The 26,822-nt window shown below is 71.0% G+C and carries 23 protein-coding genes; 7 read left to right on the top strand and 16 right to left on the bottom strand.

The window, feature by feature from the left end:
* The 7 genes from J4709_RS23215 (at nucleotide 1) to J4709_RS23185 (ending at nucleotide 8,201) form a co-directional block, all read left to right on the top strand.
* Complete coding sequence (locus J4709_RS23215; RefSeq protein ID WP_208243882.1) at nucleotides 1–1,374, top strand: cytochrome P450; 1,374 nt, start codon at nucleotides 1–3, stop codon at nucleotides 1,372–1,374.
* Complete coding sequence (locus J4709_RS23210) at nucleotides 1,371–2,291, top strand: terpene synthase family protein (RefSeq protein WP_307801456.1); 921 nt, start codon at nucleotides 1,371–1,373, stop codon at nucleotides 2,289–2,291. The genes J4709_RS23215 and J4709_RS23210 overlap by 4 nt, the downstream gene beginning before the upstream one ends.
* Nucleotides 2,288–4,048 carry a prenyltransferase/squalene oxidase repeat-containing protein gene (locus J4709_RS55680; protein ID WP_208243881.1) on the top strand — a complete coding sequence of 587 codons (1,761 nt, stop codon included), beginning with the start codon at nucleotides 2,288–2,290 and terminating at the stop codon, nucleotides 4,046–4,048. Before J4709_RS23210 ends, J4709_RS55680 begins: the two co-directional genes overlap by 4 nt.
* A gap of 209 nt (nucleotides 4,049–4,257) precedes the next feature.
* Nucleotides 4,258–6,747 (top strand): sensor histidine kinase, encoded by a 2,490-nt coding sequence (locus J4709_RS23200; protein ID WP_208243880.1) that lies wholly within the window; start codon nucleotides 4,258–4,260, stop codon nucleotides 6,745–6,747.
* Nucleotides 6,744–7,169 carry a roadblock/LC7 domain-containing protein gene (locus J4709_RS23195; RefSeq protein WP_208243879.1) on the top strand — a complete coding sequence of 142 codons (426 nt, stop codon included), beginning with the start codon at nucleotides 6,744–6,746 and terminating at the stop codon, nucleotides 7,167–7,169. The genes J4709_RS23200 and J4709_RS23195 overlap by 4 nt, the downstream gene beginning before the upstream one ends.
* Nucleotides 7,166–7,594, top strand: a complete 429-nt coding sequence (locus J4709_RS23190) for a DUF742 domain-containing protein (RefSeq protein WP_208243878.1) — start codon at nucleotides 7,166–7,168, stop codon at nucleotides 7,592–7,594. The genes J4709_RS23195 and J4709_RS23190 overlap by 4 nt, the downstream gene beginning before the upstream one ends.
* Complete coding sequence (locus J4709_RS23185; protein WP_208243877.1) at nucleotides 7,575–8,201, top strand: GTP-binding protein; 627 nt, start codon at nucleotides 7,575–7,577, stop codon at nucleotides 8,199–8,201. Before J4709_RS23190 ends, J4709_RS23185 begins: the two co-directional genes overlap by 20 nt.
* A 110-nt stretch (nucleotides 8,202–8,311) precedes the next feature.
* Here J4709_RS23185 and J4709_RS23180 read toward each other — a convergent pair whose 3' ends face one another.
* The 16 genes from J4709_RS23180 to J4709_RS23105 form a co-directional block, all read right to left on the bottom strand.
* Nucleotides 8,312–9,352: a polyprenyl synthetase family protein gene (locus J4709_RS23180; RefSeq protein WP_372442135.1), complete on the bottom strand. Its 1,041-nt coding sequence runs from the start codon at nucleotides 9,350–9,352 to the stop codon at nucleotides 8,312–8,314.
* Between the two features lie 10 nt (nucleotides 9,353–9,362).
* Entirely contained in the window at nucleotides 9,363–10,946 is a 1,584-nt protein-coding gene (gene nuoN, locus J4709_RS23175; protein WP_208244038.1) for an NADH-quinone oxidoreductase subunit NuoN, read from the bottom strand.
* A 26-nt stretch (nucleotides 10,947–10,972) separates the two neighbouring features.
* Nucleotides 10,973–12,562 (bottom strand): NADH-quinone oxidoreductase subunit M, encoded by a 1,590-nt coding sequence (locus tag J4709_RS23170; protein WP_208243876.1) that lies wholly within the window; start codon nucleotides 12,560–12,562, stop codon nucleotides 10,973–10,975.
* Nucleotides 12,559–14,475, bottom strand: coding sequence for an NADH-quinone oxidoreductase subunit L (gene nuoL, locus J4709_RS23165; protein ID WP_208243875.1), 1,917 nt, complete (start codon nucleotides 14,473–14,475; stop codon nucleotides 12,559–12,561). The genes J4709_RS23170 and nuoL overlap by 4 nt, the downstream gene beginning before the upstream one ends.
* 10 nt (nucleotides 14,476–14,485) lie before the next feature.
* Nucleotides 14,486–14,785 (bottom strand): NADH-quinone oxidoreductase subunit NuoK, encoded by a 300-nt coding sequence (gene nuoK, locus J4709_RS23160; RefSeq protein ID WP_151543260.1) that lies wholly within the window; start codon nucleotides 14,783–14,785, stop codon nucleotides 14,486–14,488.
* Nucleotides 14,782–15,741, bottom strand: coding sequence for an NADH-quinone oxidoreductase subunit J (locus J4709_RS23155; protein ID WP_372442134.1), 960 nt, complete (start codon nucleotides 15,739–15,741; stop codon nucleotides 14,782–14,784). Before J4709_RS23155 ends, nuoK begins: the two co-directional genes overlap by 4 nt.
* A complete protein-coding gene (gene nuoI, locus J4709_RS23150) occupies nucleotides 15,738–16,349 on the bottom strand; it encodes an NADH-quinone oxidoreductase subunit NuoI (protein ID WP_208243874.1) in 612 nt (203 codons plus the stop codon). Before nuoI ends, J4709_RS23155 begins: the two co-directional genes overlap by 4 nt.
* Nucleotides 16,336–17,673 carry an NADH-quinone oxidoreductase subunit NuoH gene (gene nuoH, locus J4709_RS23145; protein WP_208243873.1) on the bottom strand — a complete coding sequence of 446 codons (1,338 nt, stop codon included), beginning with the start codon at nucleotides 17,671–17,673 and terminating at the stop codon, nucleotides 16,336–16,338. The genes nuoI and nuoH overlap by 14 nt, the downstream gene beginning before the upstream one ends.
* Nucleotides 17,670–20,135 (bottom strand): NADH-quinone oxidoreductase subunit G, encoded by a 2,466-nt coding sequence (locus tag J4709_RS23140; RefSeq protein ID WP_208243872.1) that lies wholly within the window; start codon nucleotides 20,133–20,135, stop codon nucleotides 17,670–17,672. Before J4709_RS23140 ends, nuoH begins: the two co-directional genes overlap by 4 nt.
* Nucleotides 20,132–21,430, bottom strand: coding sequence for an NADH-quinone oxidoreductase subunit NuoF (gene nuoF / locus J4709_RS23135; RefSeq protein ID WP_208243871.1), 1,299 nt, complete (start codon nucleotides 21,428–21,430; stop codon nucleotides 20,132–20,134). The genes J4709_RS23140 and nuoF overlap by 4 nt, the downstream gene beginning before the upstream one ends.
* On the bottom strand, nucleotides 21,427–22,209 hold the full coding sequence (gene nuoE, locus J4709_RS23130) for an NADH-quinone oxidoreductase subunit NuoE (RefSeq protein ID WP_208243870.1): 783 nt from the start codon (nucleotides 22,207–22,209) through the stop codon (nucleotides 21,427–21,429). The genes nuoF and nuoE overlap by 4 nt, the downstream gene beginning before the upstream one ends.
* Nucleotides 22,206–23,567, bottom strand: coding sequence for an NADH-quinone oxidoreductase subunit D (locus tag J4709_RS23125; protein ID WP_208243869.1), 1,362 nt, complete (start codon nucleotides 23,565–23,567; stop codon nucleotides 22,206–22,208). Before J4709_RS23125 ends, nuoE begins: the two co-directional genes overlap by 4 nt.
* Nucleotides 23,564–24,310: an NADH-quinone oxidoreductase subunit C gene (locus J4709_RS23120; protein ID WP_208243868.1), complete on the bottom strand. Its 747-nt coding sequence runs from the start codon at nucleotides 24,308–24,310 to the stop codon at nucleotides 23,564–23,566. The genes J4709_RS23125 and J4709_RS23120 overlap by 4 nt, the downstream gene beginning before the upstream one ends.
* Complete coding sequence (locus J4709_RS23115) at nucleotides 24,311–24,859, bottom strand: NuoB/complex I 20 kDa subunit family protein (RefSeq protein ID WP_208243867.1); 549 nt, start codon at nucleotides 24,857–24,859, stop codon at nucleotides 24,311–24,313.
* A gap of 1 nt (nucleotide 24,860) precedes the next feature.
* Complete coding sequence (locus tag J4709_RS23110; protein ID WP_173096814.1) at nucleotides 24,861–25,220, bottom strand: NADH-quinone oxidoreductase subunit A; 360 nt, start codon at nucleotides 25,218–25,220, stop codon at nucleotides 24,861–24,863.
* Between the two features lie 241 nt (nucleotides 25,221–25,461).
* Entirely contained in the window at nucleotides 25,462–26,718 is a 1,257-nt protein-coding gene (locus J4709_RS23105; RefSeq protein WP_173096815.1) for a geranylgeranyl reductase family protein, read from the bottom strand.
* Nucleotides 26,719–26,822 lie beyond the last annotated feature (104 nt).

The following is a 26,822-nucleotide window of genomic DNA, read 5'->3' as shown; positions in this document are numbered from 1 at the left end:
ATGTCCGTTGACGTCGCCAGCGTTCCCGCCGCCAAAGCGAAGAACTTCCCCCTTTACCGGACGGTCAGCGGCTTCGTCCGCGACCCGCTACGGGAACTGGAGCGGATCAGCAGGGAGTCGGACGGCCGGCTCATCCGGCTGGACCTCGGCGCTTCCCATCCTTACCTCGCCACACATCCCGACCATGTGCAGCAGGTATTGCGGCGCGAATCGCAGAACTTTCTGCGCGATGGCATCTTCTGGCGTCCCCTCCGCGAACTGATGGGCGACAGCATCCTTTCCGAGGGCGGGGAATGGGAGCACAGCAAACGGGTTCTGCAGCCCGTCTTCACCACACGTAATGTGAACCGCCTCACCGGGCTGATGGCGGAGGCCATCAATACGGCCGTCGGGAAACTGGACGAGCCGGCCCGCGAGGGCCGGCCCATCGACGTGCTGCCCGAGATGAGCCGGATCGTCAACGAGACCGTCATCAAGGTCCTGTTCGGCGACAAGATCTCCCCGGTCGAGGCGAACCGGCTGATCCCGACGTTCGACCAGATCGCCACCTCGATCTCGGTCCGGTTCCTGCTGCCGTTCGTGCCGCGCGTGCTCCCGATGCCCGGCGACCGGGCGTTCAAGGACGCCGTCCAGGTGATGGACGAGGTGCTGTTCGAGCTGGTGGAGCGGTACCGCGACGACCCGGGCGACGGCAGCGACATCTTCACCGCGCTGTGCCAGGCCCGGGCCGAGGACGGCGCGCCGCCGGACGACCGGTGGATCCGCGACAACCTGCTCGCCATGTTCGCCACGAGCACCGAGACCACGACGCTGGCCCTGACGTGGCTGTGGCCGCTGCTGCACGACCACCCGGACGTGGAGGCGCGGCTGGTCGAGGAGATCGACGCGGTCGTCGGCGGCGAGCCGGTCCGTCCCGAGCACCTGCACCGGCTGCCGTACGTCACGCAGGTCGTCCAGGAACTGCTGCGGCTCTACCCCGTCGGGTGGATGTTCCCGCGCATGGCCACCGAGGCGACGACCATCGGCGGCGTCCCGATCAAGCCGGGCGACCCGGTGCTGATCAGCCCGTTCCTCACCCACCGGCTGGCGTCGGTGTGGGAGCGGCCGCTGGAGTTCGACCCCGAGCGCTTCACCCCGGAGAACGTCCGCAAGCGGCACCGCTACGCCTATTTCCCGTTCGGCGGTGGACCGCACCAATGCATCGGCCGGCACGTGTTCAACGTGGAGGCGCAGATGATCCTGACGAGCATCCTCAGCCGGTTCCGGCCGACGCTGTCGGAGGCGGTTCCGGCGATGCCCAAGATCGGCGCGACGCTGCGGCCGCGGCAGTCGCTGGAGATGACGCTGACGCCCGTCGCCGGACACGGAGCGTGACCGCGGCGGACGGGGCGGCCTCGCGGCCGTCCGGCCTCGCGCGCCCGGACGCCCTCGCGGAGGCGCGCGGCACCGGGGCCGTCATGGCCCAGGCCGTCAAGTGCGCCCGTGACCTCGCGGCGTGCGCCGCCGACCACCCCGGCCTGTTCGACGCCAAGCCGATCGACGAGACCCTGTTCAACGCGGTGGCCTGCGCGAACGCGTTCGGCTCCCCGTGGCTGGACGCGGCGGGCATCCGGATGGCGGCGCGCACCTCGCTGTGGATCTTCGGCCTGGACTGGCTGGTGGACCATGTCGCGGCGGAGCGCGCCGAGATCGAGGACATCAACCGGCGGTGCCTCGCGGTCGCCGACGGCGCCCCGCCGGTGCCGGGCGACGGCCTCACCCTGTTCCTCGCCGAGATCAGGGACGAGGTCGCGCAGTCGCCCGCCTTCGCGAGCCTGCGCGACGACTGGCGGGCGCAGCTGCGCAGGCTGCTGGAGTGCGGGGCCCGCGAATGGGACTGGAAGAGCGGCGACCGGGCGGCGTGGCCGACGTTCGACGAGTACCTCGACAACGCCGACAACTACGGCTCGGCGTGGGTCAACGTCTCCCACTGGATCGTGCACGCGGACGCCGGCGTGCTCGCCCACGCCGGCGAGCTGCAGGCGGTGAGCCGCGAGGTGCAGCGCATCCTCCGGCTGCTCAACGACCTCGCCACCTACGAGCGCGACGTCACGTGGGGCGACCTGAACCCGCAGATGCTCGGGGTGGACCGCGCCACGATCACCGAGCGGATCGGCCGGATCGTCGAGCGGTGCGGTGAGCTCCTCGCGCCGCTGCGCGCGGACTGCCCGGAGGCGGTGGCCTATCTCGAACGGCAGATCGGCTACAGCACCGGTTTCTACGAGCTGAGCGACTACTGGGGGTCGCTGTGACCGTCGAGGAGGCGGAACCCAGTACGGCCAGCGGTGAACCTCCCCCGGACGAGGTCGCCGAGGCCGCGAACGCGCTCGTCGGCGGCCTGGTCCAGGCCCCCTGGGGCACGGCGTCCGCGTCGGTGTACGAGACGGGCCGGGTGGTGGGCCTCGCGCCGTGGCTGACCGGGCACGTCCGGCGGCTGCGGTTCCTGCTCGACCAGCAGCGGGCGGACGGCGGCTGGGGCCCGCCCGACGCGGGGTACGCGCTGGTCCCCACGTTGAGCGCCACCGACGCCCTGCTCTCCACGCTGGTCCCGGAGGGACGGCCGTGGGCGGACGGCGCCGGCCGCGCCGAGGTGGCCGCCGCCGCCGAGCGGGCCCTGCGCCTCCTCGGGGACTGGCTGGACGACGGCAACACTCCCGACTTCCCGGACATGCCGGCGATCGAGCACATCACCCCGTCCCTCATCGAGGCGATCAACGGACGGCTGGACCGGCTGCGCCCGGCGCCGTCCGGTGACTCCTCCTTCGGCTGGTCCGGGCGGTTGCGCCCGCCCGCGGGGATGGACGGCTCGCTCCTGCCGTCCGTCCGCAAGCATCTCGCCGAGGGCGGCGCCGTGCCCGTGAAGCTGCTGCACGCGCTGGAGATCGCCGGGCCTTCCGCGTACGGCGCGACCTCGGTGCGTCCCGTGGACGTGCCCGCGCCTCCCGGTCGCACCGCCCGCGCGACCTTCGCGACGGTCGGCGCATCGGCCGCGGCGACGGCGGCCTGGCTGGGGACGCGCGGCGCCGACGGCGGCGATGACCTCGACGGCGGCGCGCGCCGTTACCTGGAGGCGGCCGCCCGGCAGTGGGGCGGTCCCGTCCCGGTGGCGACGCCGATCACCAATTTCGAGCGGGGCTGGGTGCTCGGCTGGCTCGCGCGCGCCGGAATTCCGCTCGCGGTGCCGTCCCGGCTCATCGCGGAGATGCAAGCCTCGCTGGGCGAGGACGGTGCGCCCGGCGGCCCGGGACTTCCTCCGGACGCCGATACGAGTTCGGGTGTGCTGTACGCGTTGTCGCTGCTGAACGAGCCGGTTCCGCCCGATCTGCTCTGGCGGTACGAAGCGGGCGCGCATTTCTCCAGCTGGCCCGGCGAGGACGGCCGGTCGGTGACGACGAACGCGCACGTCCTTGAGGCGTTCGGCCATTATGCGCGATCGGCCGGGGCGGGCCCGTCCGGCCGTTACGCGGCGACCGCCCGGAAAGTGGCGTCCTGGCTGGTCGGTCGGCAGGACGACGCCGGCCGCTGGACGGACCGGTGGCACGCGTCGCCGCTGTACGCGACCGCCTGCTGCGCGCTGGCGCTGGACGCGTTCGGCGGCCCGGACGCCGTACCGGCCGTGGACCGCGCCATCGGGTGGGTGATCCGGGAACAGCGCGCGGACGGTTCGTGGGGCCGCTGGGACGGGACCGCGGAGGAGACCGCGTACGCCGTCCAGATCCTGACCCTGACCCGGGCGGCCGCCGGCGGGCGGCGAGGAGTGCCGTCTGGGGACGCGGCCGCGGCGGTCAGGCGCGGTGACGCCTACCTCCGCGCGGCGGTCCGGCGCAGGTCAGAGGGCGTACGCGGGCTGGTGCCGGAGGGCGTGCGCGGGCTGGTGGCCGACATCGACTCCGACAAGCATCCGCTTTGGCATGATAAAGACCTATATCGCCCAATTACGATCGTGCGCGCGGCGGTCCTGGGCGCCCTTCACCTCGCCCGAAGCGACGTCCCTGTTTCAACCCGGTGAATTTCCCCACACCCCACCCATCCCGACCTGGCGAGAAGTCACAGGGTAAACCATTCACCTTGAGCAGGTTTGGTGGCGTTGGTAAGGTTCACCGGTGCGCTGACCGATACCCGGCATAGCGCCGACCGCACAAACCGCCACCGGGTGTCCCGCAGCCAGGCCCAGCACCTCGCATTGCAGGCACCTTGACAATTGTTGGGGCGATCAGAATGCGTTTCCGCAACTCCCGACTGCGGACCAAGATTGCGGCCCTGCTGCTCTCGCTGACGGCGCTGTGGGTCTTCGCGGCCTGGGTGACGTTGCGCGAAGGCGTGAACCTGCTCTTCGTCAACACGCTGGACAGCGTGGTGGCGCCGAGCGACCCCCTGCTCGTCGACCTGCAGCAGGAGCGCCGCCTCACGGTGACCATGCTCGCCACCGGCCGGCTCAGTCCCGACCAGCTCTCCGCCGCGCGCGCCCGGACCGACAAGGACCGGGAGATCGTCGTGCGGAAGGCCCGCAGCGGCGCGGTCCGGCGCGCGGCCGACGGCAGCATGGACAAGCGGCTGGACCAGATGGTCGCCCAGCTCGCCTCCCTCGACCAGGAGCGCCGCTCGATCGACGCCGGCGCCTTCGACCGGCACCGCACCGTCCAGGCCTACTCGGACGTCATCGAGTCGATCTTCCACATGTACGACGGGACGACCACGCTCGACGACCGGGGCTTCACCACCGCCCTGCGCGCGGAGATCGCCGTCAACCGGTCGTGGGAGCTGCTCTCCCAGGAGGACGCGATCGTCGCCGGCGTGCTGGCGACCGGGCGCATCACCGTCGGCGACCGGCTCGACATCGCGCAGGCCATCGGCGCGCGCCGGCTCAACTACTCGCGCGCCATGATCGACATGGAGCCCGCCGACCGCCAGGCGTGGAGCGAGCTGAACACCGACAAGCGGCTCGCCACCGTCCGCGCCATGGAGGACGTCCTCCTCCAGCAGCGGTCCAGGACGATGCGCCCGCGGATCAACGCCGACCAGTGGCGCGCCGCCACCACGCCGGCGCTGGCGCAGATGCGCACGACCATCCAGGACGCCGGTGACCGGCTCGTCAAGCGGGCCACCCCGATCGCGACCTGGGTCATCGTCCGGCTGGTCCTGGCCGGCGGTCTCGGCCTCCTGGCGGTCATCGCCTCGATCGTCGTGTCCATCACCACCGCCCGCGCCCTGGTGCGCCAGCTGGAACGGCTGCGCACCGCCGCGTGGGAGCTGGCCGAGCAGCGGCTGCCCGGCGTCGTCGAACGGCTCGGCCACGGCGAGCAGGTGGACGTCTCGGTGGAGGCCCCGCCGCTGCAGTTCGGCACCGACGAGATCGGGCAGGTGGGACGCGCGTTCAACGCCGTCCAGGAGACCGCGATCCGCACCGCCGTCGAGCAGGCGGAACTGCGCCGCGGCATCCGCGACGTCCTGCTCAGCCTGGCCCGCCGCACCCAGACCCTCGTGCACCGGCAGCTGACCATGCTGGACACCATGGAGCGCCGCCGCGACATCGAGGTGAAGGAGCTGGAGGAGCTGTTCCGGCTCGACCACCTCGCCACCCGGATGCGGCGCAACGCCGAGAACCTCATCGTGCTGTCGGGCGCGCTGCCCGCCCGCGGCTGGCGCAGCTCGGTGCCGATGATCGACGTCGTCCGCGCCGCGGTCGGCGAGGTCGAGGACTACACCCGCGTCACCGTGCTGCCGTTCGGCCCGGTCGAGCTGGCCGGACGGGCGGTCGGCGACGTCACCCACCTGCTCGCCGAGCTGATCGAGAACGCCGTGTCGTTCTCCCCGCCGGACACGGTCGTGCAGGTCGGCGGGCACCTGGTCGCCAACGGCTTCGCCATCGACATCGAGGACCGCGGGCTCGGCATGACCGACGAGAAGCTCGCCGAGATCAACGCGCGGATCGAGGACCCGCCGGACTTCAACCTGCAGAGCTCGGTGCAGCTCGGCCTGTTCGTGGTCAGCAAGCTCGCCGAGCGGTACGGGCTGCGGGTCTCGCTGAAGCGGTCCGCCTACGGCGGCACCACCGCGGTCGTCGTCGTCCCGACCGAGCTCGTCGTCGAGGAGAGCGACCGGGTGCGGGTGTCGGCGGCCACGACCACGCAGAACGGCCTGGAGGTGCGGCAGCCGACCGCGGTCGGCGCCCGTTCCGGCGGCGCCGCGACCCTCACCACCGGCGGCACCGGGCCGCAGCCGGCGCCGTCCGCGCCCGCGCTGGTGGCGGTTCCGCCGCCCGCGCCGGAACCGGGCGAGACGCCGGCCCTCCCGTCCGGGCAGGCCCCGGGCGGCACCCCTGAACGCGGCCTGCCCCGACGGCAGGACGAGCCCCCCGCGGGCGGAGCGCGCTCCCACGGCGGCGCCCCGTCCACACCGCCCGGTCACACCGGCGCCGGCGGCGGGCATCCCGAACCGACCCAGCCGGAGGACCTGCCCCCCGTGCCCGACATCTCCACCACCCCGTCCGGCCTGCCCGTCCGCGTGCCGCAGGCGAACCTCGCCGAACCGCTGCGCACGGACGAGCCGATCGTGGCGGATGAACCGGACGAAACGGACGACCCGGGCCGCTCTCCCGAGGAGATCCAGCGGATCATGGGCTCCTACCAGCGCGGCACCCGGCGCGGACGGTCGGAAGCGGCCGAGGCCCTCGGCAACGAAGCAGCGGAAGGCGAGGAAGGTCAGTGACGCAGAAGACCGGTTCTTCATCGGATCTCGGTTTCTTGCTGGACGACCTGGTGCACCGGTTGCCGCACGCGCGCAACGCGGTGGTGCTGTCGGCCGACGGCCTGCTGATGGCCTCGTCGGCGGGCATGAGCCAGGACGACGGCGAGCACCTGTCCGCGGTCGCGGCGGGCATCCAGAGCCTCGCCAAGGGCGCGGGCACCCGGTTCGGCGGCGGCCCCGTCCGGCAGACGATCGTCGAGATGCAGTCGGCGTTCCTGCTGGTGACCGTCGCCGGGAAGGGCGCCTGCCTGGCGGTGCTCGCCGGCGAGGAGGCCGACGTCGGCCTCATCGCCTACGAGATGGCGATGCTCGTCACCAGCATGGGCCACCACCTCACCACGCCGTCGCGGTCGGAGGCCGCGGAGGAGGGGCGCCCGGCATGATGCCGCCCGAGGAACCGGGACAGGAACCCTGGCCGCAGGATCCCGCGCTGCACACCCCCGGCCACGAGCGCGTCTACGACGAGAGCGCCGGGCCGATGGTGCGCCCGTACGTGATGACGAGCGGCCGCATCGAACCCGTCCACGGCAGGTTCGACCTCATCACCCTGGTGGTGGCGGCCGGACCGGAGCCGGAGGGCGCGATCGGCCTCGGCCCCGAGCACCTGGCGATCATCCAGCTCTGCCGGCAGGTGATGTCGGTCGCCGAAGTGACCGGCCACCTCGACCTCCCGGTGGCGACCGTGCGGGTGCTGCTCGGCGACCTGCTCGGCAAGGGGCTCGTCACGTTGCAGGAGCCCGAACCGGAGGCGGACATGCACGACATCAGGCTCTACAAGGCGGTGATCGATGGACTCCGGGCCCTCTAACGCCGTGGGCGCGCGGCACGACGCGCGCGCCCGCCGGATGCCCACCGCGGTCAAGATCGTGATCGCGGGCGGTTTCGGGGTCGGCAAGACGACGATGGTCGGCACCGTCTCCGAGACGCGGCCGCTGCGCACCGAGGAGATCCTCACCGACGAGAGCGTCGGCGTCGACGACATCTCCGGGGTCGAGCGCAAGAAGACGACCACGGTCGCGATGGACTTCGGCCGGCTCACCTTCCGCGACGAGTACGTCCTCTACCTGTTCGGCACGCCCGGGCAGGAGCGGTTCTGGTTCATGTGGGACGAGGTGTCGCTCGGCGCGCTCGGCGCCGTGGTCCTCGCCGACACGCGCCGGCTGTCGGACTGCTTCCCGTCCGTCGACTACTTCGAGCGGCGCGGCACGCCGTTCGTCGTGGCCGTCAACTGCTTCGAGGGCGCCAAGCAGTACGACCTCGCGGAGATCCAGCTGGCGCTGAACCTGGGCCCGAAGGTCCCGGTGATGCTCTGCGACGCGCGCCGCCTCGACTCCTGCAAGCAGGTGCTCATCGACCTCGTGCTGCACGCGATGAAGTACCGCGGCCTCCCGGCGCTGGAGACGCAGGGCGCCTAGCCGCGCGGAACGCGGGGGCGCCGCCGGTGCGGCGCCCCCGCGGCCCCAAAGGACCCCCGGACACGAGTAAGCCCCCGCCGCGGCGGGGGCTTTCCGGTTCGTGCAGGGGGTCAGCCGGTCCGCGAGACGACGAAGTCGCAGAGGCCGGTGAAGGCGTCGCGGGCGGGGATGGCGGGGAGGGTCAGCAGCTCCGCCCGGGCGTCCTCCGCGCACTGGCGCAGGTCGGCGCGGGCGAGGTCCATGGCGGGGTGGGCGCGCAGCAGCGCGAGCGCCTCGGCGTGCGGCTCGTCGCCGGACAGGTCCTGGACGAGCAGCTCGCGCAGCCGGGCGTCGTCCGGGCCGGAGCCGACGCCCGCGAGGACGTGGTGCATCGGGAGGGTGCGGATGCCCTCGCGCAGGTCGGTGCCGGGGGTCTTGCCGGACTCCTCGGTCTCGGAGTCGATGTCGAGGATGTCGTCCGACAGCTGGAACGCGACGCCGATCCTCTCGCAGGCGGAGGTGATGGTGTCGACGACGTGCGCGGGGGCGCCCGACAGCAGCGAGCCGAACTGGCCGGACACCGCGATCAGCGAGGCCGTCTTGTCCGCGGCCACCTGCAGGTAGTGCTTGAGGGGGTCGGCGCCCTCGGCGGGCCCGACGGTCTCCTGGATCTGGCCGCGCACCAGCCGGGCGAACGCCCGCGCCTGGATCCGGACGGCCTCCGGGCCGAGGTCGGCGAGCAGGTCGGACGCGCGGGCGAACAGGTAGTCGCCGGTGAGGATCGCGACGGTGTTGGTCCACCGCGAGTTCGCCGACGCCTGGCCCCGCCGGACGGTCGCCTCGTCCATGACGTCGTCGTGGTACAGGGTGCCGAGGTGGGTCAGCTCGACGACGACGGCGGCGGGCACCACCCCGGCCGCGGCGGGGTCCCCGAAGTGCGAGGCGAGCAGCACCAGCATCGGCCGGAAGCGCTTGCCGCCGGCCTCGACGAGGTGCTTGGACGCCTGGCTGAGCAGCGGGTCCTCGCCCCGCACCGACTCCAGTAGCAGTTCCTCGACTGCGGCCAGGCGCTCCCTGGCGTCGGCCGCGAGGGCCGAGTCGACGGGAAGCCCGAACGGGCCGGGCTCCTGTCGAGCCGGCCCGCCGGACTTCTCAGCGATTGGGTCGCTCACCCAAGACTCCCTACCGGACGAACATGTGGGTCGTGGCGTGGCCCGCCAGGTCCAGAACGGGCTGCGGGATCACGCCGAGTACCACAGTAGCCGTCGCCCCGAGCGCCACCGCAGCCGCGGTCGCCGGCCCGGCGACGACGACCGGGCCGTCCGCCTCCGGCTCGCTGAAGAACATCACGACGATCACCTTCACGTAGAAGAAGGCGGCCACCGCGGAGGAGACGACGCCGACCACGACCAGCGGGGTCGCGCCGCTTTCGACGGCGGCCTTGAACACCGCGAACTTGCCGGTGAACCCGCTGGTCAGCGGGATTCCGGCGAAGGCGAGCAGGAAGAAGGAGAACACCCCGGCGACGACCGGGGAGCGCTTGCCGAGCCCCGCCCAGCGCGACAGGTGCCCGGCCTCGCCGCCGGCGTCGCGCACCATCGTGACGACCGCGAAGGCGCCGATGGAGGTGAAGCCGTAGGCGACGAGGTAGAACATCGTGCTGGACAGGCCGTCGCGCGACGTCGCGACGACGCCCATGAGCAGGAAGCCCGCGTGCGCGATCGACGAGTACGCCAGCATCCGCTTGATGTCGGACTGCGTGATCGCGATGATCGCGCCGACCACCATCGTGAGGATCGCCACGCCCCACATGTAGGGCCGCCAGTCCCACTTCAGCGTCTCGAACCCGACGTAGTAGACGCGCAGGATCCCGCCGAACGCGGCGACGACCGTGCACGAGGCCATCAGCGCGGTGATGGGGGTCGGGGCGCCCTGGTAGACGTCCGGCTTCCACATGTGGAAGGGGACGCCGCCGAGCTTGAACAGCAGCCCGACCGACAGCAGCGCGACGCCCGCCAGCAGCAGGGTCTCGCTGCCGGCGTCCTTGCTGACCTGCGCGGAGATGTCCGACAGCCGGACCGAGCCGGCGTAGCCGTACAGCAGCGCCGTCCCGTACAGGAAGAACGCCGAGGAGAACGCGCCGAGCAGGAAGTACTTGACGGCCGCCTCCTGGGAGAGCAGCCGCCGCCGGCGGGCGAGCCCGCACAGCAGGTACAGCGGCAGGGACATGACCTCCAGCGCCACGAACATGGTGAGCAGGTCGTTGGCGGCGGGGAACATCATCATGCCCGCGACCGCGAACAGCATCAGCGGGAACACCTCGGTCTGGGTGATCCCGGCCGCGGTGGTGCGCTGCTCGTCCTCGCTGCCCGGCAGCGCGGACGCCTGCGCGGCGAAGTGGCCGCCGACGATCCCGCCGCTGCGGCCGTTGCCGCGCTCGGCGATCAGCAGCAGGCTGACGAGGGCGAGGATGAGGACGGTGCCCTGGATGAACAGGGTGGGGCCGTCGACGCCGAGGGCGCCCTGCGCGGCGACGTGGTGCGGGTCGTCGCGCCAGCCGAGCAGGGCCGTCCACACGAACGCGCCGGCGAGGCCGAGGAAGGCGACCGGGACCTGCACCGCGTACCGCCAGGTGCGGCCGACGAACGCCTCGACGAGGACGCCCATGACGGCGACGCCGAGGACGAGGAGCAGCGGGCCGATCTGGCCGTACTCGATGTGCGGCGCCGGGATGTCACCCCCCTGGGCGAGCACCCCATGAGCCATCACCGGGCTCACGTGACTGGCAGGGCTCATGGACGGGCTCCGTTCTCGGCGACGTTACCGGTGAGCGTCGGCGCCGGGTCGTGCCGGTCGACACGGGCGAGCGTCTCCTTCACCGACGGGTTGATCACATGCAGCACCGGCTGCGGGAAGAAGCCCATCGCCACGATGATCGCGATGATCGGGGCGACGGCCCACTTCTCGCGGGCCGTGAGGTCCTTCATGCCCTCGACGGCCGGGACCTTCGGGCCGCCCATCGTCCGCTGGTACATCCACAGGACGTAGATGGCGGCGAGCACGACGCCGGTGACGGCGAAGCAGGCGGCCACCTTGTAGCGGCTGAACGTGCCGACCAGCACCAGGAACTCCGACACGAACGGCGACAGGCCGGGCAGCGACAGCCCGGACAGGCCGGCGATGAGGAACGTCCCGGCGAGCACGGGCGCGGCCTTCTGCACCCCGCCGAAGTCGGTGATCTTCGCCGACCGGCGGCGGACGATCATGAAGCCGACGAGCAGGAACAGCGCGGCGGTGGAGAAGCCGTGGTTCACCATGTACAGCGCGGCGCCGGACTGGCCCTGCGAGGTCATCGCGAAGATGCCGAGCACGATGAACCCGAAGTGCGACACCGAGGTGTAGGCGATGAGCCGCTTCAGGTCGACCTGCCCGATCGCGAGGATCGCGCCGTAGATGATGCTGATCACCGCGAAGACGAGCACCGCGGGCGTGGCCCACTTGGACGCGCCGGGGAACAGCTCCAGGCAGAACCGGAGCATCCCGTAGGTGCCGACCTTGTCGAGCACGCCGACGATCAGGACGAGCGCGCCGGGCGGCGACTGCTGCGCCGCGGTCGGCAGCCAGGTGTGCACCGGCACCATCGGCGCCTTGATCGCGAACGCGATGAAGAAGCCGAGGAACAGCCACTTGGCGGTGGTCGGGTCGACGTGCAGCCCGCGCAGCTCCTGGAACATGAAGGTGCCGTGGCCGAGGCCGCCCTCGCCGACCGGCTTGTTCGACAGCGGGTACAGCCAGATGACCGAGACGAGCATCAGCAGCCCGCCGAACAGCGAGTACAGCAGGAACTTCACCGCGGCGTAGGAGCGCTCGCGGGCGGCGCCGCCGCCGTAGTGCCCGATGATGAAGTACACCGGGATGAGCATCGCCTCGAAGAAGACGTAGAACAGGAACACGTCGGTCGCCGCGAACACGCCGATCATCGCGGCCTCGAGGGACAGCAGCAGCGCGAAGTAGGTCTTCACCGACCGCTTCGCCGGGACGTCCACGCCGCCGGAGCGCTCGTCCTCGTTCCAGGACGCCAGCATGACGAGCGGGACGAGGATGACCGACAGCAGGATCAGCACCAGCGCGACGCCGTCGACGCCGAGCGCCCAGTGGATCCCGAACTCCTTGATCCACCAGTACTTCTCGGTGAACTGGAACCGGTCGCCGCCGGCGTCGAAGCCGGCCGCCATGGCGAGGGCGAGGACGCCCACGAGCGTGGAGACGCCGAACGAGAACCACTTGACCAGCGGCTCGTTGTCGCGCGGCAGCACGCTGACCGCGACGGCGCCCAGCAGTGGCAGCGCGATGAGGACGCTCAGCCAGGGAAAGTCACTCATGACACGTTCACCACCAGGAGGGCCGCCACCACGAGGGCGGCGCCGAAGAACATCGAGAGTGCGTAGGAGCGGGCGAAGCCGGTCTGGATGCGGCGGAACCGGCCGGACGTGCCGCCGATGAGGGCGGCGAGCCCGTTGACGGCGCCGTCGACGCCGCGTCCGTCGAACCAGACGGCGAGCCGGGTCAGCCACTGGCCGGGCCGCATCAGCAGCGACTCGTTGATGGCGTCGCCGTACAGGTCCTTACGGGCCGCGACGGTGACGAACGAGCCGGCGGGCGCCTCGCGCGGCACCGGCCGGCGCCCGTACTGCATCCACGCGATCGCGAAACCGATGACCATCAGGACGAGGACCACGATGCCCGGGAGCGTGACCCACTTGAACGACTCGGCGTGCTCCGGCTTGCCGGTGACGGGCTCCAGGAAGTCGGCGAACCCGCCGAGGATCAGCAGCCCGCCCGCGGCGACCGAGCCGACCGCCAGCAGCATCAGCGGGACGGTCATCACCTTGGGCGACTCGTGCGGGTGCACGCCCTCCTCCCAGCGCTTCTCGCCGAAGAAGGTCATGATCATCACGCGCGACATGTAGTACGCGGTGATGCCCGCGCCGATGACCGCGCAGGCGCCGAGGATCGCGCCGGACGTGCCGCCCTTGTCGAACGCCGCCTCGATGATGGCGTCCTTGGTGAACCAGCCGGACAGGAACGGGAACCCGATGATGGCGAGGAACCCGAGCCCGAAGGTCACGTAGGTCGCCATCATCACGCCGCGCAGCGCGCCGTAGTGGCGCATGTTCACGTCGTCGTTGGTGCCGTGCATGACCGAGCCGGCGCCGAGGAACAGGCCCGCCTTGAAGAAGCCGTGCGCGATGAGGTGCGCGATGGCGAACACGTAGCCGGGCCGGCCGAGGCCGGCGGCGAGCGTCATGTAGCCGATCTGCGACATCGTCGACCCGGCGAGGGCCTTCTTGATGTCGTCCTTCCCGCAACCGATGATCGCACCGGCGAGCAGCGTGGCCGCGCCGACGATCGTCACCACCAGCTGCGCGGTGTCGGACATCTCGAAGATCGGCCCGGACCGGACGATCAGGTAGACGCCCGCGGTCACCATCGTCGCCGCGTGGATGAGCGCCGACACCGGGGTCGGGCCCTCCATCGCGTCCAGCAGCCAGGACTGCAGCGGGAGCTGCGCCGACTTGCCGCACGCGCCGAGCAGGAGCAGCAGCCCGATCGCGGTCGCGGTGCCGGTGCTCAGCTTGGCGGCGAGCCCGGCGTGCTCGGCGCCCGCGCCGAGGATCGGCCCGAAGTCGACCGTGCCGAAGGTGGAGAACATCAGCGCGATCGCGATGATCAGCCCCATGTCGCCGACGCGGTTGACGACGAACGCCTTCTTCGCCGCGGTCGCCGCGGTCGGCTTGTGCTGCCAGAACCCGATCAGCAGGTACGAGGCGAGGCCCACGCCCTCCCAGCCGAGGAACAGCACGAGGAAGTTGCCGCCGAGGACCAGCAGCAGCATCGCCGCGACGAACAGGTTCAGGTAGGCGAAGAACCGGCGCCGGTCGGGGTCCTCGGCCATGTAGCCGACGGAGTAGATGTGGATGAGCGAGCCCACCCCGGTGATCAGCAGCACGAAGCTGATGGACAGCGGGTCCACCAGCAGGTCCATGCCGATCCTGAACCCGCCGACGTTGATGAAGTCCCACAGGTGCAGGGTCCGGCGCCGCGCGGCGTCGTCGTACCCGAGCATCTGGACGAGCATCGCGATGCCGATGGCGAACGACGCCACCGGCGCCGCCACCCCGAGCAGGTGCCCCCACTTGTCGGTGCGCCGGCCTCCGAGCAGCAGGATCGCGGCGCCCGCCAGGGGCAGCGCGATGAGAAGCCAGGACGCGGCCTGGATGCCTTCCGCTTTCATCCCTGGCCTCTCAGTACTTCAGCAGGTTCGCGTCGTCCACCGACGAGGACCTGCGGGTCCGGAAGATGGTCATGATGATCGCCAGGCCGACCACGACCTCCGCCGCCGCCACCACCATCACGAAGAACGCGATGATCTGGCCGTCGAGGGTGCCGTGCATGCGGGAGAACGTGACGAACGCCAGGTTCGTGGCGTTCAGCATCAGCTCGACGCACATGAACACCACGATCGCGTTGCGGCGCACGAGGACGCCGAGGGCTCCGATGGTGAACAGGATCGCCGAGAGCGCCAGGTAGTGCCCCGGACTCATTGACCAGCCTCGCCTTCGCGCTCGTTGCCGGCCGCGCCGCCGCCCGCGTCCCCGCCGGCGGCCGGCGTGCCGGCCCTGACGACGCGCGACTCGGCGCCCGCGTCCTTCGCCTCTTCGGTGGCCGCCTTGACCGCGGCGATGTCCTCGTCCATCGCGCCCTGCTCGGTCCCGCCGTACAGGTCGGCGTGCCGCTCGGCGGTGTCGGTGCGCGCCGCGATGACCGGGTTGATCGACAGCTCCGACGGCGTCCCGTCCGGCAGCAGCGCCGGCATGTCGACGGCGTTGTGCCGGGCGTAGGTGCCGGGGCCGGGCAGCGGCCCGGGGTGCTCACCGGAGGCGAACCGCCGCTTGGACAGGTCCTTCTGCGTCGGCTTCGGCTCGGTGCGCTCGCGGTGCGCCAGCACCATCGCGCCCAGCGCCGCGGTGATCAGCAGCGCGCTGGTCGCCTCGAACGCGAACACGTACTTGGTGAACAGCAGCCGCGCGAGGCCGAGGACGTTGCCGCCCGAGTTGGCGGCCTTGAGCCCGGCGGAGTCGCCGAGCGCGGCGTTCCCGAGCCCGGTGCCGAGCAGCACGATGAACCCGATCGCGACGATGACCGCCCAGAACCGCTGGCCCTTGATCGTCTCCACCAGCGAGTCGGTGGAGGTGACGCCGACGAGCATCAGCACGAACAGGAACAGCATCAGCACGGCGCCGGTGTAGACGATCACCTGGACGAACGCCAGGAACGGCGCGTTCTGGATCGCGTACATCGCGGCGAGGCAGAGCATCACGGTCGCCAGCAGCAGCGCCGAGTGCACCGCCTTGCGCACCAGGATCATGCCGAGCGCGGCGCAGACCGACACGACGGCGAGCAGCCAGAAGAAGAACGGCTCGCCCGACTGCTTGTCGGCGACGTGCCCGGCCAGCACCTGCGCGGCGGCCAGGTGGTCGGCGGAGAGCGGGGCGCTCACTTGCCCTCACCGCCCTTGCCCGCCTTCTCCCGCTTCGCCGCGTTGTCGGCGCTCGCGCGCCCGCCGCCCTCGGCGGAGATGTTCGGCGCGGTGTCCTCCGGCTGGAGGCCGAGGCGGTAGTAGTCCTCCTCGGTGTCACCGAGCCGCATCTCGTGCGGCGGCGGCTCCATGCCCTCGCGCAGCGGCGCGAGCAGCATGTCCTTGGTGTAGATCAGGCTCTCGCGGCTGTCGTCGGCGAGCTCGTACTCGTTGGTCATCGTCAGCGCCCGCGTCGGGCACGCCTCGATGCACAGGCCGCACAGGATGCACCGCAGATAGTTGATCTGGTAGGTGCGGCCGTACCGCTCGCCGGGCGAGTACCGCTCGTCCGCGGTGTTGTCGGCGCCCTCGACGAAGATCGCGTCCGCGGGGCAGGCCCAGGCGCACAGCTCGCAGCCGACGCACTTCTCCAGCCCGTCCGGCCACCGGTTCAGCTGGTGCCGCCCGTGGAAGCGCGGGGCGGTCGGCTTCTTCACCTCGGGGTACTGAACGGTCTCGCTCTTCATGAACATCTGGTGGAACGAGACCCCGAACCCCTTGACCGGATTCAGGAAATCAGTGAGTCCCACTGGTGACCTCCTCAGAGGCGGATTCGATCGTGGCCGGGCGGGCCGGCTCCTCGCGGGCCCGGCCGTGGTAGTGGGGGGCGTCCATCGGCGGCACCGGGAACCCGCCGGCGGCCGGGTCCCGGGGAACGGGCGTCTCGGCGCCCGGGACGATCTCGCCGCCCTCGCCGCCGCGGACCATCTCCCAGACCACCGTGACGACCAGCACCACGGCGATGACCCCGGCGGTGATCCACAGGATCTGCTGGATGTCGTAGCCGTCGTTCTTGAACGCCTTGATGGTGGACACCAGCAGGATCCAGGCCAGCGACACCGGCATCAGGATCTTCCAGCCGAGCTTCATCAGCTGGTCGTAGCGCACCCGCGGCAGCGAGCCGCGCAGCCAGATGAAGAAGAAGATGAACAGCCAGAGCTTGATCATGAACCACAGCACCGGCCACCAGCCGGAGTTGGCGCCCGACCAGACCGTGGAGATCGGCGCGGGCGCGCGCCAGCCGCCGAGGAACAGCGTGGTGGCCAGGGCCGACAGCGTCGCCAGGTTGATGTACTCGGCGAGGAAGAACATCGCGAACTTCAGCGACGAGTACTCGGTGTGGAAGCCGCCGACCAGCTCGCCCTCGCCCTCGGGCAGGTCGAACGGGATGCGGTTCGACTCGCCCATCATCGTGATCACGTAGACCACGAACGACGGGGCGAGCAGCACCGCGAACCAGATGTGGTCCTGCTTGGCGACGATCTGCGAGGTGGACATCGACCCGGCGAACATGAACACCGCGACGAACGACAGCCCCATCGCGATCTCGTAGGAGATCATCTGCGCGGACGAGCGGAGCCCGCCGAGCAGCGAGTACGGCGACATCGACGACCAGCCGGCCAGCACGACCCCGTAGATGCCCATCGACGACATCGCCAGCACGAGCAGCACCGCGACCGGCAGGTCGGTGCCCTGCAGCGCGGTGTGGTGCCCGAAGACCGACACGGTCGGTCCGAACGGGATGATGATGAACGAGATGAACGCCGGCACCGCCGACATGACCGGCGCGAGGACGAACACGACCTTGTCGACCTGGCGGGGGACGATGTCCTCCTTCAGCGCCAGCTTCACGCCGTCGGCGAGGCCCTGCAGCAGCCCGAACGGGCCGCAGCGGTTCGGGCCGACGCGCAGCTGCATCCGGCCGATGACCCGCCGCTCGACCCACATCGACAGCAGGACGGTCAGCACCAGGAAGACGAAGATGACCAGCACCTTGCCGCCGATCAGCCACCACGGGTCCTTGCCGAACGTGGCGAGCGTGGGATCGGCGGCGGGCGCCGCAAGCGGACTCATCGGGTACCTCCCGCGTTCTCGGTCGGGCGGGCGAGCACGCCGCTCGCGATCTTGACGACGCCGCCCGCCGCCGCGCCCAGGTCCCGGTGGAGGGCGCAGCCCGCCGAGTTCGCCGGCAGCCACACCACCCGGTCCGGCAGGTCGGCGGTGATCTCCAGCGGGAGCGTCACCTCGCCGCGCGGCCCCGACACCGTGACCGCCGCGGTCGCGCCGATCTCCGCCGCGGTCGCGGGCGACAGCCGGGCCACCGCGGCCTTGGCGGTGCCCGCGAGGAACGGCTCGCCGTCCTGCAGCCTGCCCCGGTCGAGCAGCAGCCGCCAGGTCGCGAGCAGCGCCTCGCCCTGCTCGGGGTGCGGCGGCAGCGCCTGCGCGACGTCCGGCGGCTCGGGCCGCTCGCCGCGGTGGGCGCCGAGCTGCGCGAGCTCCCGGCGCGCCGCCTCCGGGCCCGGGAGCCCGAGGTGGACGTCCATCTCGTCGGCGAGGGACTGCAGGACCCGCAGGTCCGACATCCTCCCGGCGGACTTCAGCACGACGTCGAACGGGCGGCCGCGGCCCTCCCAGTCGACGAACGTGCCGGCCTTCTCGGCGACCGCCGCGACGGGCAGCACCACGTCGGCGCGGTCGGTGACCGCGCTCGGCCGCTGCTCCAGGCTCACCACGAAGGGCGCGGCGTCCAGGGCCCGCAGCGCCGCGTCCGGGTCGGGCAGGTCGTAGGGGTCGACGCCGCCGACGAGCAGCGCGCCGAGCCGTCCCTCCGCCGCCGCCGCGATGATGCCGGCGGTGTCCTCGCCGGGACCGGCGGGCAGGTCCGCGACGCCCCAGGCGCGCGCGACCTCGGCCCGCGCCTCCGGGTCCGCGACGGGGCGGCCGATCGGCAGCAGCCCGGGCAGCGCCCCGGCCTCGATCGCGCCGCGCTCCCCGGCCCGGCGCGGCACCCACGCCAGCCGGGCCCCGGTCACCTGCGCCAGCCGGACCGCCGAGGTCAGCGCCCCCGGGCTGGTCGCGAGCCGCTCGCCCAGCAGGACGACGGCGCCGGGCGTCTCCAGCAGCGTGCGGACGCCGGCGCGGGACGGGTCGCCGATCAGCGAGCCGAGCGTCTCCGACTCCGAGCCGGGCGCCGTCGCCAGCAGCGTCCCGCCGACCTTGCTCAGGCCGCGGGTCGCGAACGGGGCGATCCCGAACACCTTCAGCCCGTTCTTGCGGAACGCCTTGCGCAGCCGCAGGAACACGATCGGGGACTCCTCCTCCGGCTCGAAGCCGGCGAGGACGACCACGGGCGCCTTCTCCAGGTCGGCGTAGGACACCTCGATCGGGCGGCCCGCGACCGACGAGGCGAGGAACCGCGACTCCTCGTCCGACAGCGGCCGGGCGCGGAAGTCGACGTCGTTGGTGTGCAGCGCGATCCGCGCGAACTTGGCGTAGGCGTAGGCGTCCTCAAGGGTGACGCGGCCGCCGGTCAGCACGCCGGCCGAGCCGCGCGCCGCCGCGAGGCCGCGGGCGGCGACGGTCAGCGCCTCCGGCCACGACGCCACTTCCAGCTCGCCGCTCTCGTTCCGGATCAGCGGGTGCGTGAGCCGCTCCGGATGCGTCCCGTAGGTGAACGCCCAGCGGCCCTTGTCGCAGTTCCACTCCTCGTTGACCTGCGGGTCGTCCCCGGCCAGCCGGCGGGTGATCTTCCCGCGCCGGTGGTCGGTGCGCAGCGCGCACCCGGACGCGCAGTGCTCGCAGACGCTCGGCTGCGACACCAGGTCGAACGGCCGGGACCGGAACCGGTACGCCGCGCCGGTCAGCGCGCCGACCGGGCAGATCTGCACCGTGTTGCCGGAGAAGTAGGACTGGAACGGCTTGCCGTCGGCCGCGCCGACCTGCTCCTTGGCGCCGCGCTCGAACAGGTCGATGAACGCGTCGCCGGCGATCTGGTCGGAGAACCGGGTGCAGCGGGCGCACTGGATGCAGCGCTCGCGGTCGAGCAGCACCTGGCTGGACAGCGGGATCGGCTTGGGGAACGTCCGCTTGGTCTCGGTGAACCGGGACTCGCCGCGCCCGTTGGACATCGCCTGGTTCTGCAGCGGGCACTCGCCGCCCTTGTCGCAGATCGGGCAGTCCAGCGGGTGGTTGATCAGCAGCAGCTCCATCACGCCGTGCTGCGCCTTGTCGGCGACCGGCGAGGTCAGCTGGGTCTTGACCACCATCCCCGGCATCACCGTGGTGGTGCACGACGCCTGCGGCTTCGGCATCCCGCGGCCGTTGCCGGCGTCGGGGATCTCCACCAGGCACTGCCGGCAGGCCCCGACCGGGTCCAGCAGCGGATGGTCGCAGAACCGCGGGATCTGGATGCCGAGCAGCTCGGCGGCCCGGATGATCAGCGTGCCCTTCGGCACCTCGATCTCGAAGCCGTCGATGGTGCACGAGACCATCTCGACCGGCTTCTCCACCGCCGACTTGTCGTCGGTGACGGTCACTTCGCACCTCCCCAGAGGGTGGACTTGGCCGGGTCGAACGGGCAGCCGCCCAGCTCGAAGTGCCGGAGGTACTCGTCCCGGAACAGCTTGATCGACGAGACCACCGGGCTCGTCGCGCCGTCGCCGAGGGCGCAGAACGAGCGGCCGAGGATGTTGTCGGACAGGTCGAGGAGCGTGTTGAGGTCCTCGTCCTCGCCCTGGCCCGCCTCCAGCCGCTTGAGCATCTGCTTGTACCAGTAGGTGCCCTCGCGGCACGGCGTGCACTTGCCGCACGACTCGTGCGCGTAGAACTCCGACCAGCGCAGCACGGCGCGGACGACGCACGTCGTCTCGTCGAAGATCTGCAGGGCGCGGGTGCCGAGCATCGACCCGGCGGCGCCGACGGACTCGAAGTCCAGCGGCACGTCCAGGTGCTCCTCGGTGAAGATCGGGGTGGACGACCCGCCGGGCGTCCAGAACTTCAGCCGGTGCCCCTCGCGGATCCCGCCCGCCATGTCGAGCAGTTCCCGCAGCGTGATGCCGAGCGGCGCCTCGTACTGCCCGGGCCGGGTGACGTGCCCGGACAGCGAGAAGATCCCGTAGCCCGCGGACTTCTCGGTGCCCATCGAGGTGAACCAGTCGGCGCCGTTCTCCACGATCGAGGGAACGGACGAGATCGACTCGACGTTGTTGATGACGGTGGGGCCGCCGTACAGGCCCGAGACCGCCGGGAAGGGGGGCTTGAGCCTGGGCTGACCGCGGAACCCTTCGAGGGAGTCCAGCAGCGCCGTCTCCTCGCCGCAGATGTAGGCGCCGGCGCCGGTGTGCACGACCACGTCCAGGTCGTAGCCGGAGCCGAGGACGTCCGTGCCGATGTACCCGGCCTCGCGCGCCTCGGCGACCGCCTGCTGCAGCCGGCGGATGACGTGCAGCACCTCGCCGCGCACGTAGATGAACGCCTGGTTGGACTTGATGGCGTACGAGCTGATGATCACGCCCTCGACGAGGACGTGCGGGTTGGCCATCATCAGCGGGATGTCCTTGCAGGTCCCCGGCTCGGACTCGTCGGCGTTGACGACGAGGTAGCGCGGGTTCGGGCTCGTCGGCGGCAGGAAGCCCCACTTCATGCCGGTGGGGAACCCGGCGCCGCCGCGGCCGCGCAGGCCGGAGTCCTTCACCAGCTGGACGATGTCGTCCGGCGCCATGCCGAGCGCCTTGCGCAGCGCCCGGTAGCCGCCCTCGCGCTCGTAGCCCGCGAGGGTGAACGAGTCGGCCTGGTCCCAGTTCTTGGTGAGGATCGGGGTGAGCGTGGTCACTGGTTACGACCCTCCTGGCTGCCCGGCTTCACGTCGCCGCCGATCGGCTTGCCCGGCTCGTTGGGCGGCGGGTCGGTGATCTCCCGCGGCTGCACCGGTTCGTCCGGCGCCGCCTTGCCGGTGTCGGAGGACGGCGCCTGCCAGCCGCGCTGCTTCGCGAGCTCCAGCCCGCGCAGCGACTCCGGCCCGGCCTGGACGCCCTCGTGGGCGCGGCCGTCGGGGAACCCGGCGAGGACGCGGGAGGCGTCCTTCCAGCTGCACAGCCTGTCCGGCCCGCGCGAAGGAAGCACTTGCTTACCCGAGCGCAGGTCGTCGACCAGCCGCTTGGCCTTCTCGGGAGTCATGTTGTCGAAGAACTCCCAGTTGACCATCATCACCGGCGCGAAGTCGCAGGCCGCGTTGCACTCGATCCGCTCCAGGCTGACCTTGCCGTCCGCGGTGGCCTCGTCGTGCCCGACCCCGGTGTGCTCGGTCAGCTCGTTCCAGATCTGGTCGCCGCCCATCACCGCGCACAGCGTGTTGATGCACACGCCCACGTGGAACTCGCCGACCGGCTCGTGCTTGTACTGCGTGTAGAACGTCGACACGCCCGTGACCTGCGCCGGCGTGATGCCGAGCTGCTCGGCGCAGAACTCGATGCCGTCCTGCGAGACGTGTCCCTCCTCCGACTGCACCAGGTGCAGCAGCGGGAGCAGCGCCGACCGCGGCTTCGGATACCGGCCGATGATCTGCTTGGCGTCGCGTTCGAGGCGCTCGCGCACCTCCGGTTCGAACGTCATCGGTCCACTCCCCCCATGACCGGGTCGATGCTGGCCACCGCGGCGATCACGTCGGCGACCATGCCGCCTTCGGCCATCGCCGGCGTGGCCTGCAGGTTGACGAAGGACGGCTCGCGGAAGTGCACCCGGTACGGGCGCGTCCCGCCATCGCTGACCACGTGCGCGCCGAGCTCGCCGCGCGGCGACTCGATGTGCGAGTACGCCTGCCCCGCCGGCACCCGGAAGCCCTCCGTCACCAGCTTGAAGTGGTGGATCAGCGCCTCCATCGAGGTGCCCATGATGTGCGCGATGTGCCGGGGCGAGTTGCCCATCCCGTCCGCGCCGATCGCCAGCTGCGCCGGCCAGCCGATCTTCTTGTCCTCGATCATCACCGGGCCCTTGACCCGCTGCAGCCGCTCCACGCACTGCTCGACGATCTTCAGCGACTCCTCCATCTCCTGCATCCGCACGAGATAGCGGCCGTACACGTCGCAGGTGTCCTGCGTCGCGACCTCGAAGTCGTAGGTCTCGTAGCCGCAGTAGGGCTGCGACTTGCGCAGATCCCACGGCAGCCCGGTCGCGCGAAGCATGGGGCCGGTGATGCCCAGCGACATGCACCCGGTAAGGTCGAGATACGCGATGTCCCTGGTCCTGGCCAGATAGACGGGGTTCTCGTCCAGCAGCTTGCGCAGCGCCAGGATCCGCTTGGGCATCCGGTCGAGATAGTCGCGGATCTTGCTGAGCGCACCGCTCGGCAGGTCCTGGGCAACGCCGCCCGGACGGACATAGGCCATGTTCATCCGCAGACCCGTGATCTCCTCGAAGAGGTCAAGGGTGTACTCGCGCTCGATGAAGCCGTTCAGCATGACCGTCGTCGCGCCCAGTTCGAGGCCGAACGTGGCGATGGCGACCAGATGGGAGGAGATCCGGTTCAGCTCCATCATCATCACGCGGATGATCTGGGCCCGCTCCGGCACCTGGTCGGTGACGTCCAGCAGCTTCTCCACGCCCAGGCAGTACGCCGTCTCGTTGAAGATCGGCGCGAGGTAGTCCATGCGCGTGCAGAACGTGGTGCCCTGCGTCCAGGTGCGGTACTCCATGTTCTTCTCGATGCCGGTGTGCAGGTAGCCGATGCCCACCCGGCAGTCGTCGACGGTCTCGCCGTCGAGCGTGAGGACCAGCCGCAGGACGCCGTGCGTGGACGGGTGCTGCGGGCCCATGTTGACCACGAGCCGCTCGTCCCCGAGGTCCTCGGCACCGGAGACGACCTGGTCCCAGTCCTGGCCGCCGACGTCGAACACGCGGCCCTGCTTCTCACCCGACGCGGCCGCCTCCTCGGCGGCGTAGGCGTCGTACTCGGTGTACTTCGTTGAGCTCATACGTACGACCGCCTCTCGTCCGGCGGGGGGATCTCCGCGCCTCGGTACTCGACGGGGATGCCGCCGAGCGGGTAGTCCTTGCGCTGCGGATGGCCGACCCAGTCGTCGGGCATCTCGATGCGGGTGAGCGCCGGATGACCGTCGTAGACGATCCCGAAGAAGTCGTAGGTCTCGCGCTCGTGCCAGTCGTTGGTCGGGTACACCGGCACCAGCGACGGGACGTGCGGGTCGGCGTCCGGGCAGGTCACCTCGAGCCGGACGCGCCGGTTGTGGGTGATCGACAGCAGGTGCACGACCGAGTGCAGCTCGGCGCCCTCGTCCTTCGGGTAGTGCACGCCGGACACGCCCGAGCACAGCTCGAAGCGCAGCGACGGCTCGTCCCGCATGGTGCGCGCGACGTCCAGCAGCCGCTCGCGCCTGACGAAGAACGTCAGCTCGCCGCGGTGCACGACGACGCGCTCGATGGCGTCGCCGAAGTCGGGGAGCGCGCGCTCGAGCTCGTCGGCGATCTCGTCGAACTCGCCGGGCTCGGCGGCGCCGCCGGGCCCGCCGTAGGGGCGCGGCGCGGTGACCTTCGGGCTCTGCCGGACGACCAGGCGGCCGTATCCGGAGGTGTCGCCGGTCGTCTTGGCGCCGAACATGCCCGTGCGGGCGACCGGCTGCTCCCGGCGCTCCTCCTCGGCCTGCGCGGGGAGCTGGTCGGCGCCCTGCTCGGCCCTCTGCTCAGGGTTCTGCGAAGACATCTAAACCGTTCCTTGTCCCAGCAGCGGCAGCTGACGGCGCTTGGCCTCTTCCAGCTCGACGATCTGCTTCTTGCGCTGCGGGCCGAGCTTGGTGTTCTGGATCTTGTCGTGCAGCTTGACGATCGCGTCGAGCAGCATCTCCGGCCGCGGCGGGCAGCCGGGCAGGTAGATGTCCACCGGCACGATGTGGTCGACGCCCTGCACGATCGCGTAGTTGTTGAACATGCCGCCGGACGAGGCGCACACGCCCATCGCGATGACCCACTTGGGCTCGGTCATCTGGTCGTAGATCTGCCGCAGCACCGGGGCCATCTTCTGGCTCACCCGGCCCGCGACGATCATCAGGTCGGCCTGCCGCGGCGTCGCCGAGGCACGCTCCATCCCGAACCGGGAGAAGTCGTGCCGCGGGTCGCCGGTCGCCATCATCTCGATCGCGCAGCACGCCAGGCCGAACGTCGCCGGCCAGACCGAGCTCTTGCGCGCCCAGCCCGCGACCTGCTCGACCGTCGTCAGCAGGAACCCGCTCGGAAGTTTCTCCTCAAGACCCATGTCAGTCCCACTCCAGACCGCCGCGGCGCCAGATGTAGGCGTACGCGACGAGCACGGTGACGATGAAAAGGACCATCTCCACAAGGCCGAACATGCCCATGTGGTCGAAGGCGACGGCCCACGGGTAAAGGAAGATGATCTCGATGTCGAAGACGATGAACAGCATCGCCGTCAGGTAGTACTTGACGGGGAACCGCCCGCCGCCGACCGGCTGCGGGGTCGGCTCGATGCCGCATTCGTAGGCGTCCAGCCGTGCGCGGTTCCACCGCTTCGGGCCGGTGAGCGAGGCCATCGCCACCGAGCCGACGGCGAAGACGGCGGCGAGCGCTCCCAGCACGATGATCGGAACATAGAGATCCATGTCTCTACCGCCCCTCCTCGGTACGTACGACGCTGTACGGGGCGCGGGGTCCGGGGCCGGACCGGCGCGCCTCGGCGGCGTGACCCTTCACACGCTCGTGAAAATTCTCACGAGCACGGGTCGCCACCCTAGCCAAGGTGATCAATAGCACTCCCCTCAGGGGGTCGGGTAATGCACTGTAGTCCGCTCACCTGCGCCTTCGCGGCGAACAGCGATATCTGCGGGAGCATCCGGAACTCGCTCATGCCGCCGGCGCCACCTTCTGCATCGCGTTGATGACCCGGTCCATGGCGTCGCCGCCCTTGGGGTCGGTGAGGTTCGCGAGCAGCTTGAGGGTGAACCGCATCAGGGTGGGGTGCGGCAGGCCGTGCGCGGTCAGGAACTTCATGATCCGCGGGTCGCCGATGGCCTGCACGAACACCCGGGCCAGCGTGAAGTAGCCGCCGTGCTCGTCCTTCAGGATGCGCGGGTACTCGTACAGGGTCCGCTCGCGCTGCGCCGGGGTGCGCCGGGCGAGCGCCTGCACCATGATGTCGGCGGCGAGCCGGCCGGACTCCAGCGCGTAGTCGATGCCCTCGCCGTTGAACGGGTTGATCATGCCGCCGGCGTCGCCGACCAGCAGCATCCCGCGGGTGTAGTGCGGCTGCCGGTTGAAGCCCATCGGCAGCGCCGCGCCGCGGATCTTCGAGGTCGCGTGCTCCTCGTCGAACTGCCAGTCCTCCGGCATCTGCGCGCACCAGCGCTTCATCATGCCGCGGTAGTCGACGTTCTGGAACGCCTTGCTGGTGTTGAGCAGGCCGAGCCCGACGTTGGAGGTGCCGTCGCCGACGCCGAACACCCAGCCGTAGCCGGGCAGCAGGCGCTCGCCGTCCCACAGTTCGAGCCACGCCTCCATGTACTCGTCGTCGTGGCGCGGCGTCTGGAAGTAGCGCCGGACGGCGACGCCCATCGGCCGGTCCTCGCGGCGGCGCAGGCCCATCGCCAGCGACAGCCGGGTCGAGTTGCCGTCGGCCGCGACGACCAGCGGCGCGTGGAACTCGATCTCCTCGCCCTCGTAGGTGGCGGTGACGCCCTTGATCCGGTCGGTGCGGTCGTCGACGATCGGGCCGGTCACGTTGCAGCCCTGCAGCAGCTGGGCGCCGGCCTTCGCGGCGTGCTCGGCGAGCAGCTGGTCGAGGTCGGTGCGCTTGCGGACGAGCCCGAAGTCGGGGAAGCTCGCGAGCTCCGGCCAGGGCAGCTCGACCTTGACGCCGCCGCCGTAGATGCGCAGCCCCTTGTTGCGCCCCCAGCCGGGGTCGTTGATGTCGACGCCCATCCCGATGAGCGCGCGCACCGCGCGCGGGGTGAGTCCGTCGCCGCAGATCTTGTCGCGCGGGAAGGTGGCCTTCTCCAGCAGCAGCACGTCCAGCCCGGCCTGCGCGAGCCAGTAGGCGGTCGACGATCCGGCGGGGCCTGCCCCGACGACGATCACGTCCGCGTGTCGGGTGGAGTCGGTCACGGCGTTCCTCTTTAGCTCGTTCGCTTGTGAAGTACTTCACAAGGATCCGGTGGGGAGTCTATTCCTTTATCACGACCGGTGGGTACTTCTGGGCCGGTTCAGTT

The organism is Actinomadura violacea, assembly GCF_017573465.1.
Lineage (GTDB): Bacteria > Actinomycetota > Actinomycetes > Streptosporangiales > Streptosporangiaceae > Spirillospora > Spirillospora violacea.
The sequence above is the reverse complement of the archived record's forward strand: the minus strand, read 5'-3'. Positions and strand labels throughout refer to the sequence as shown.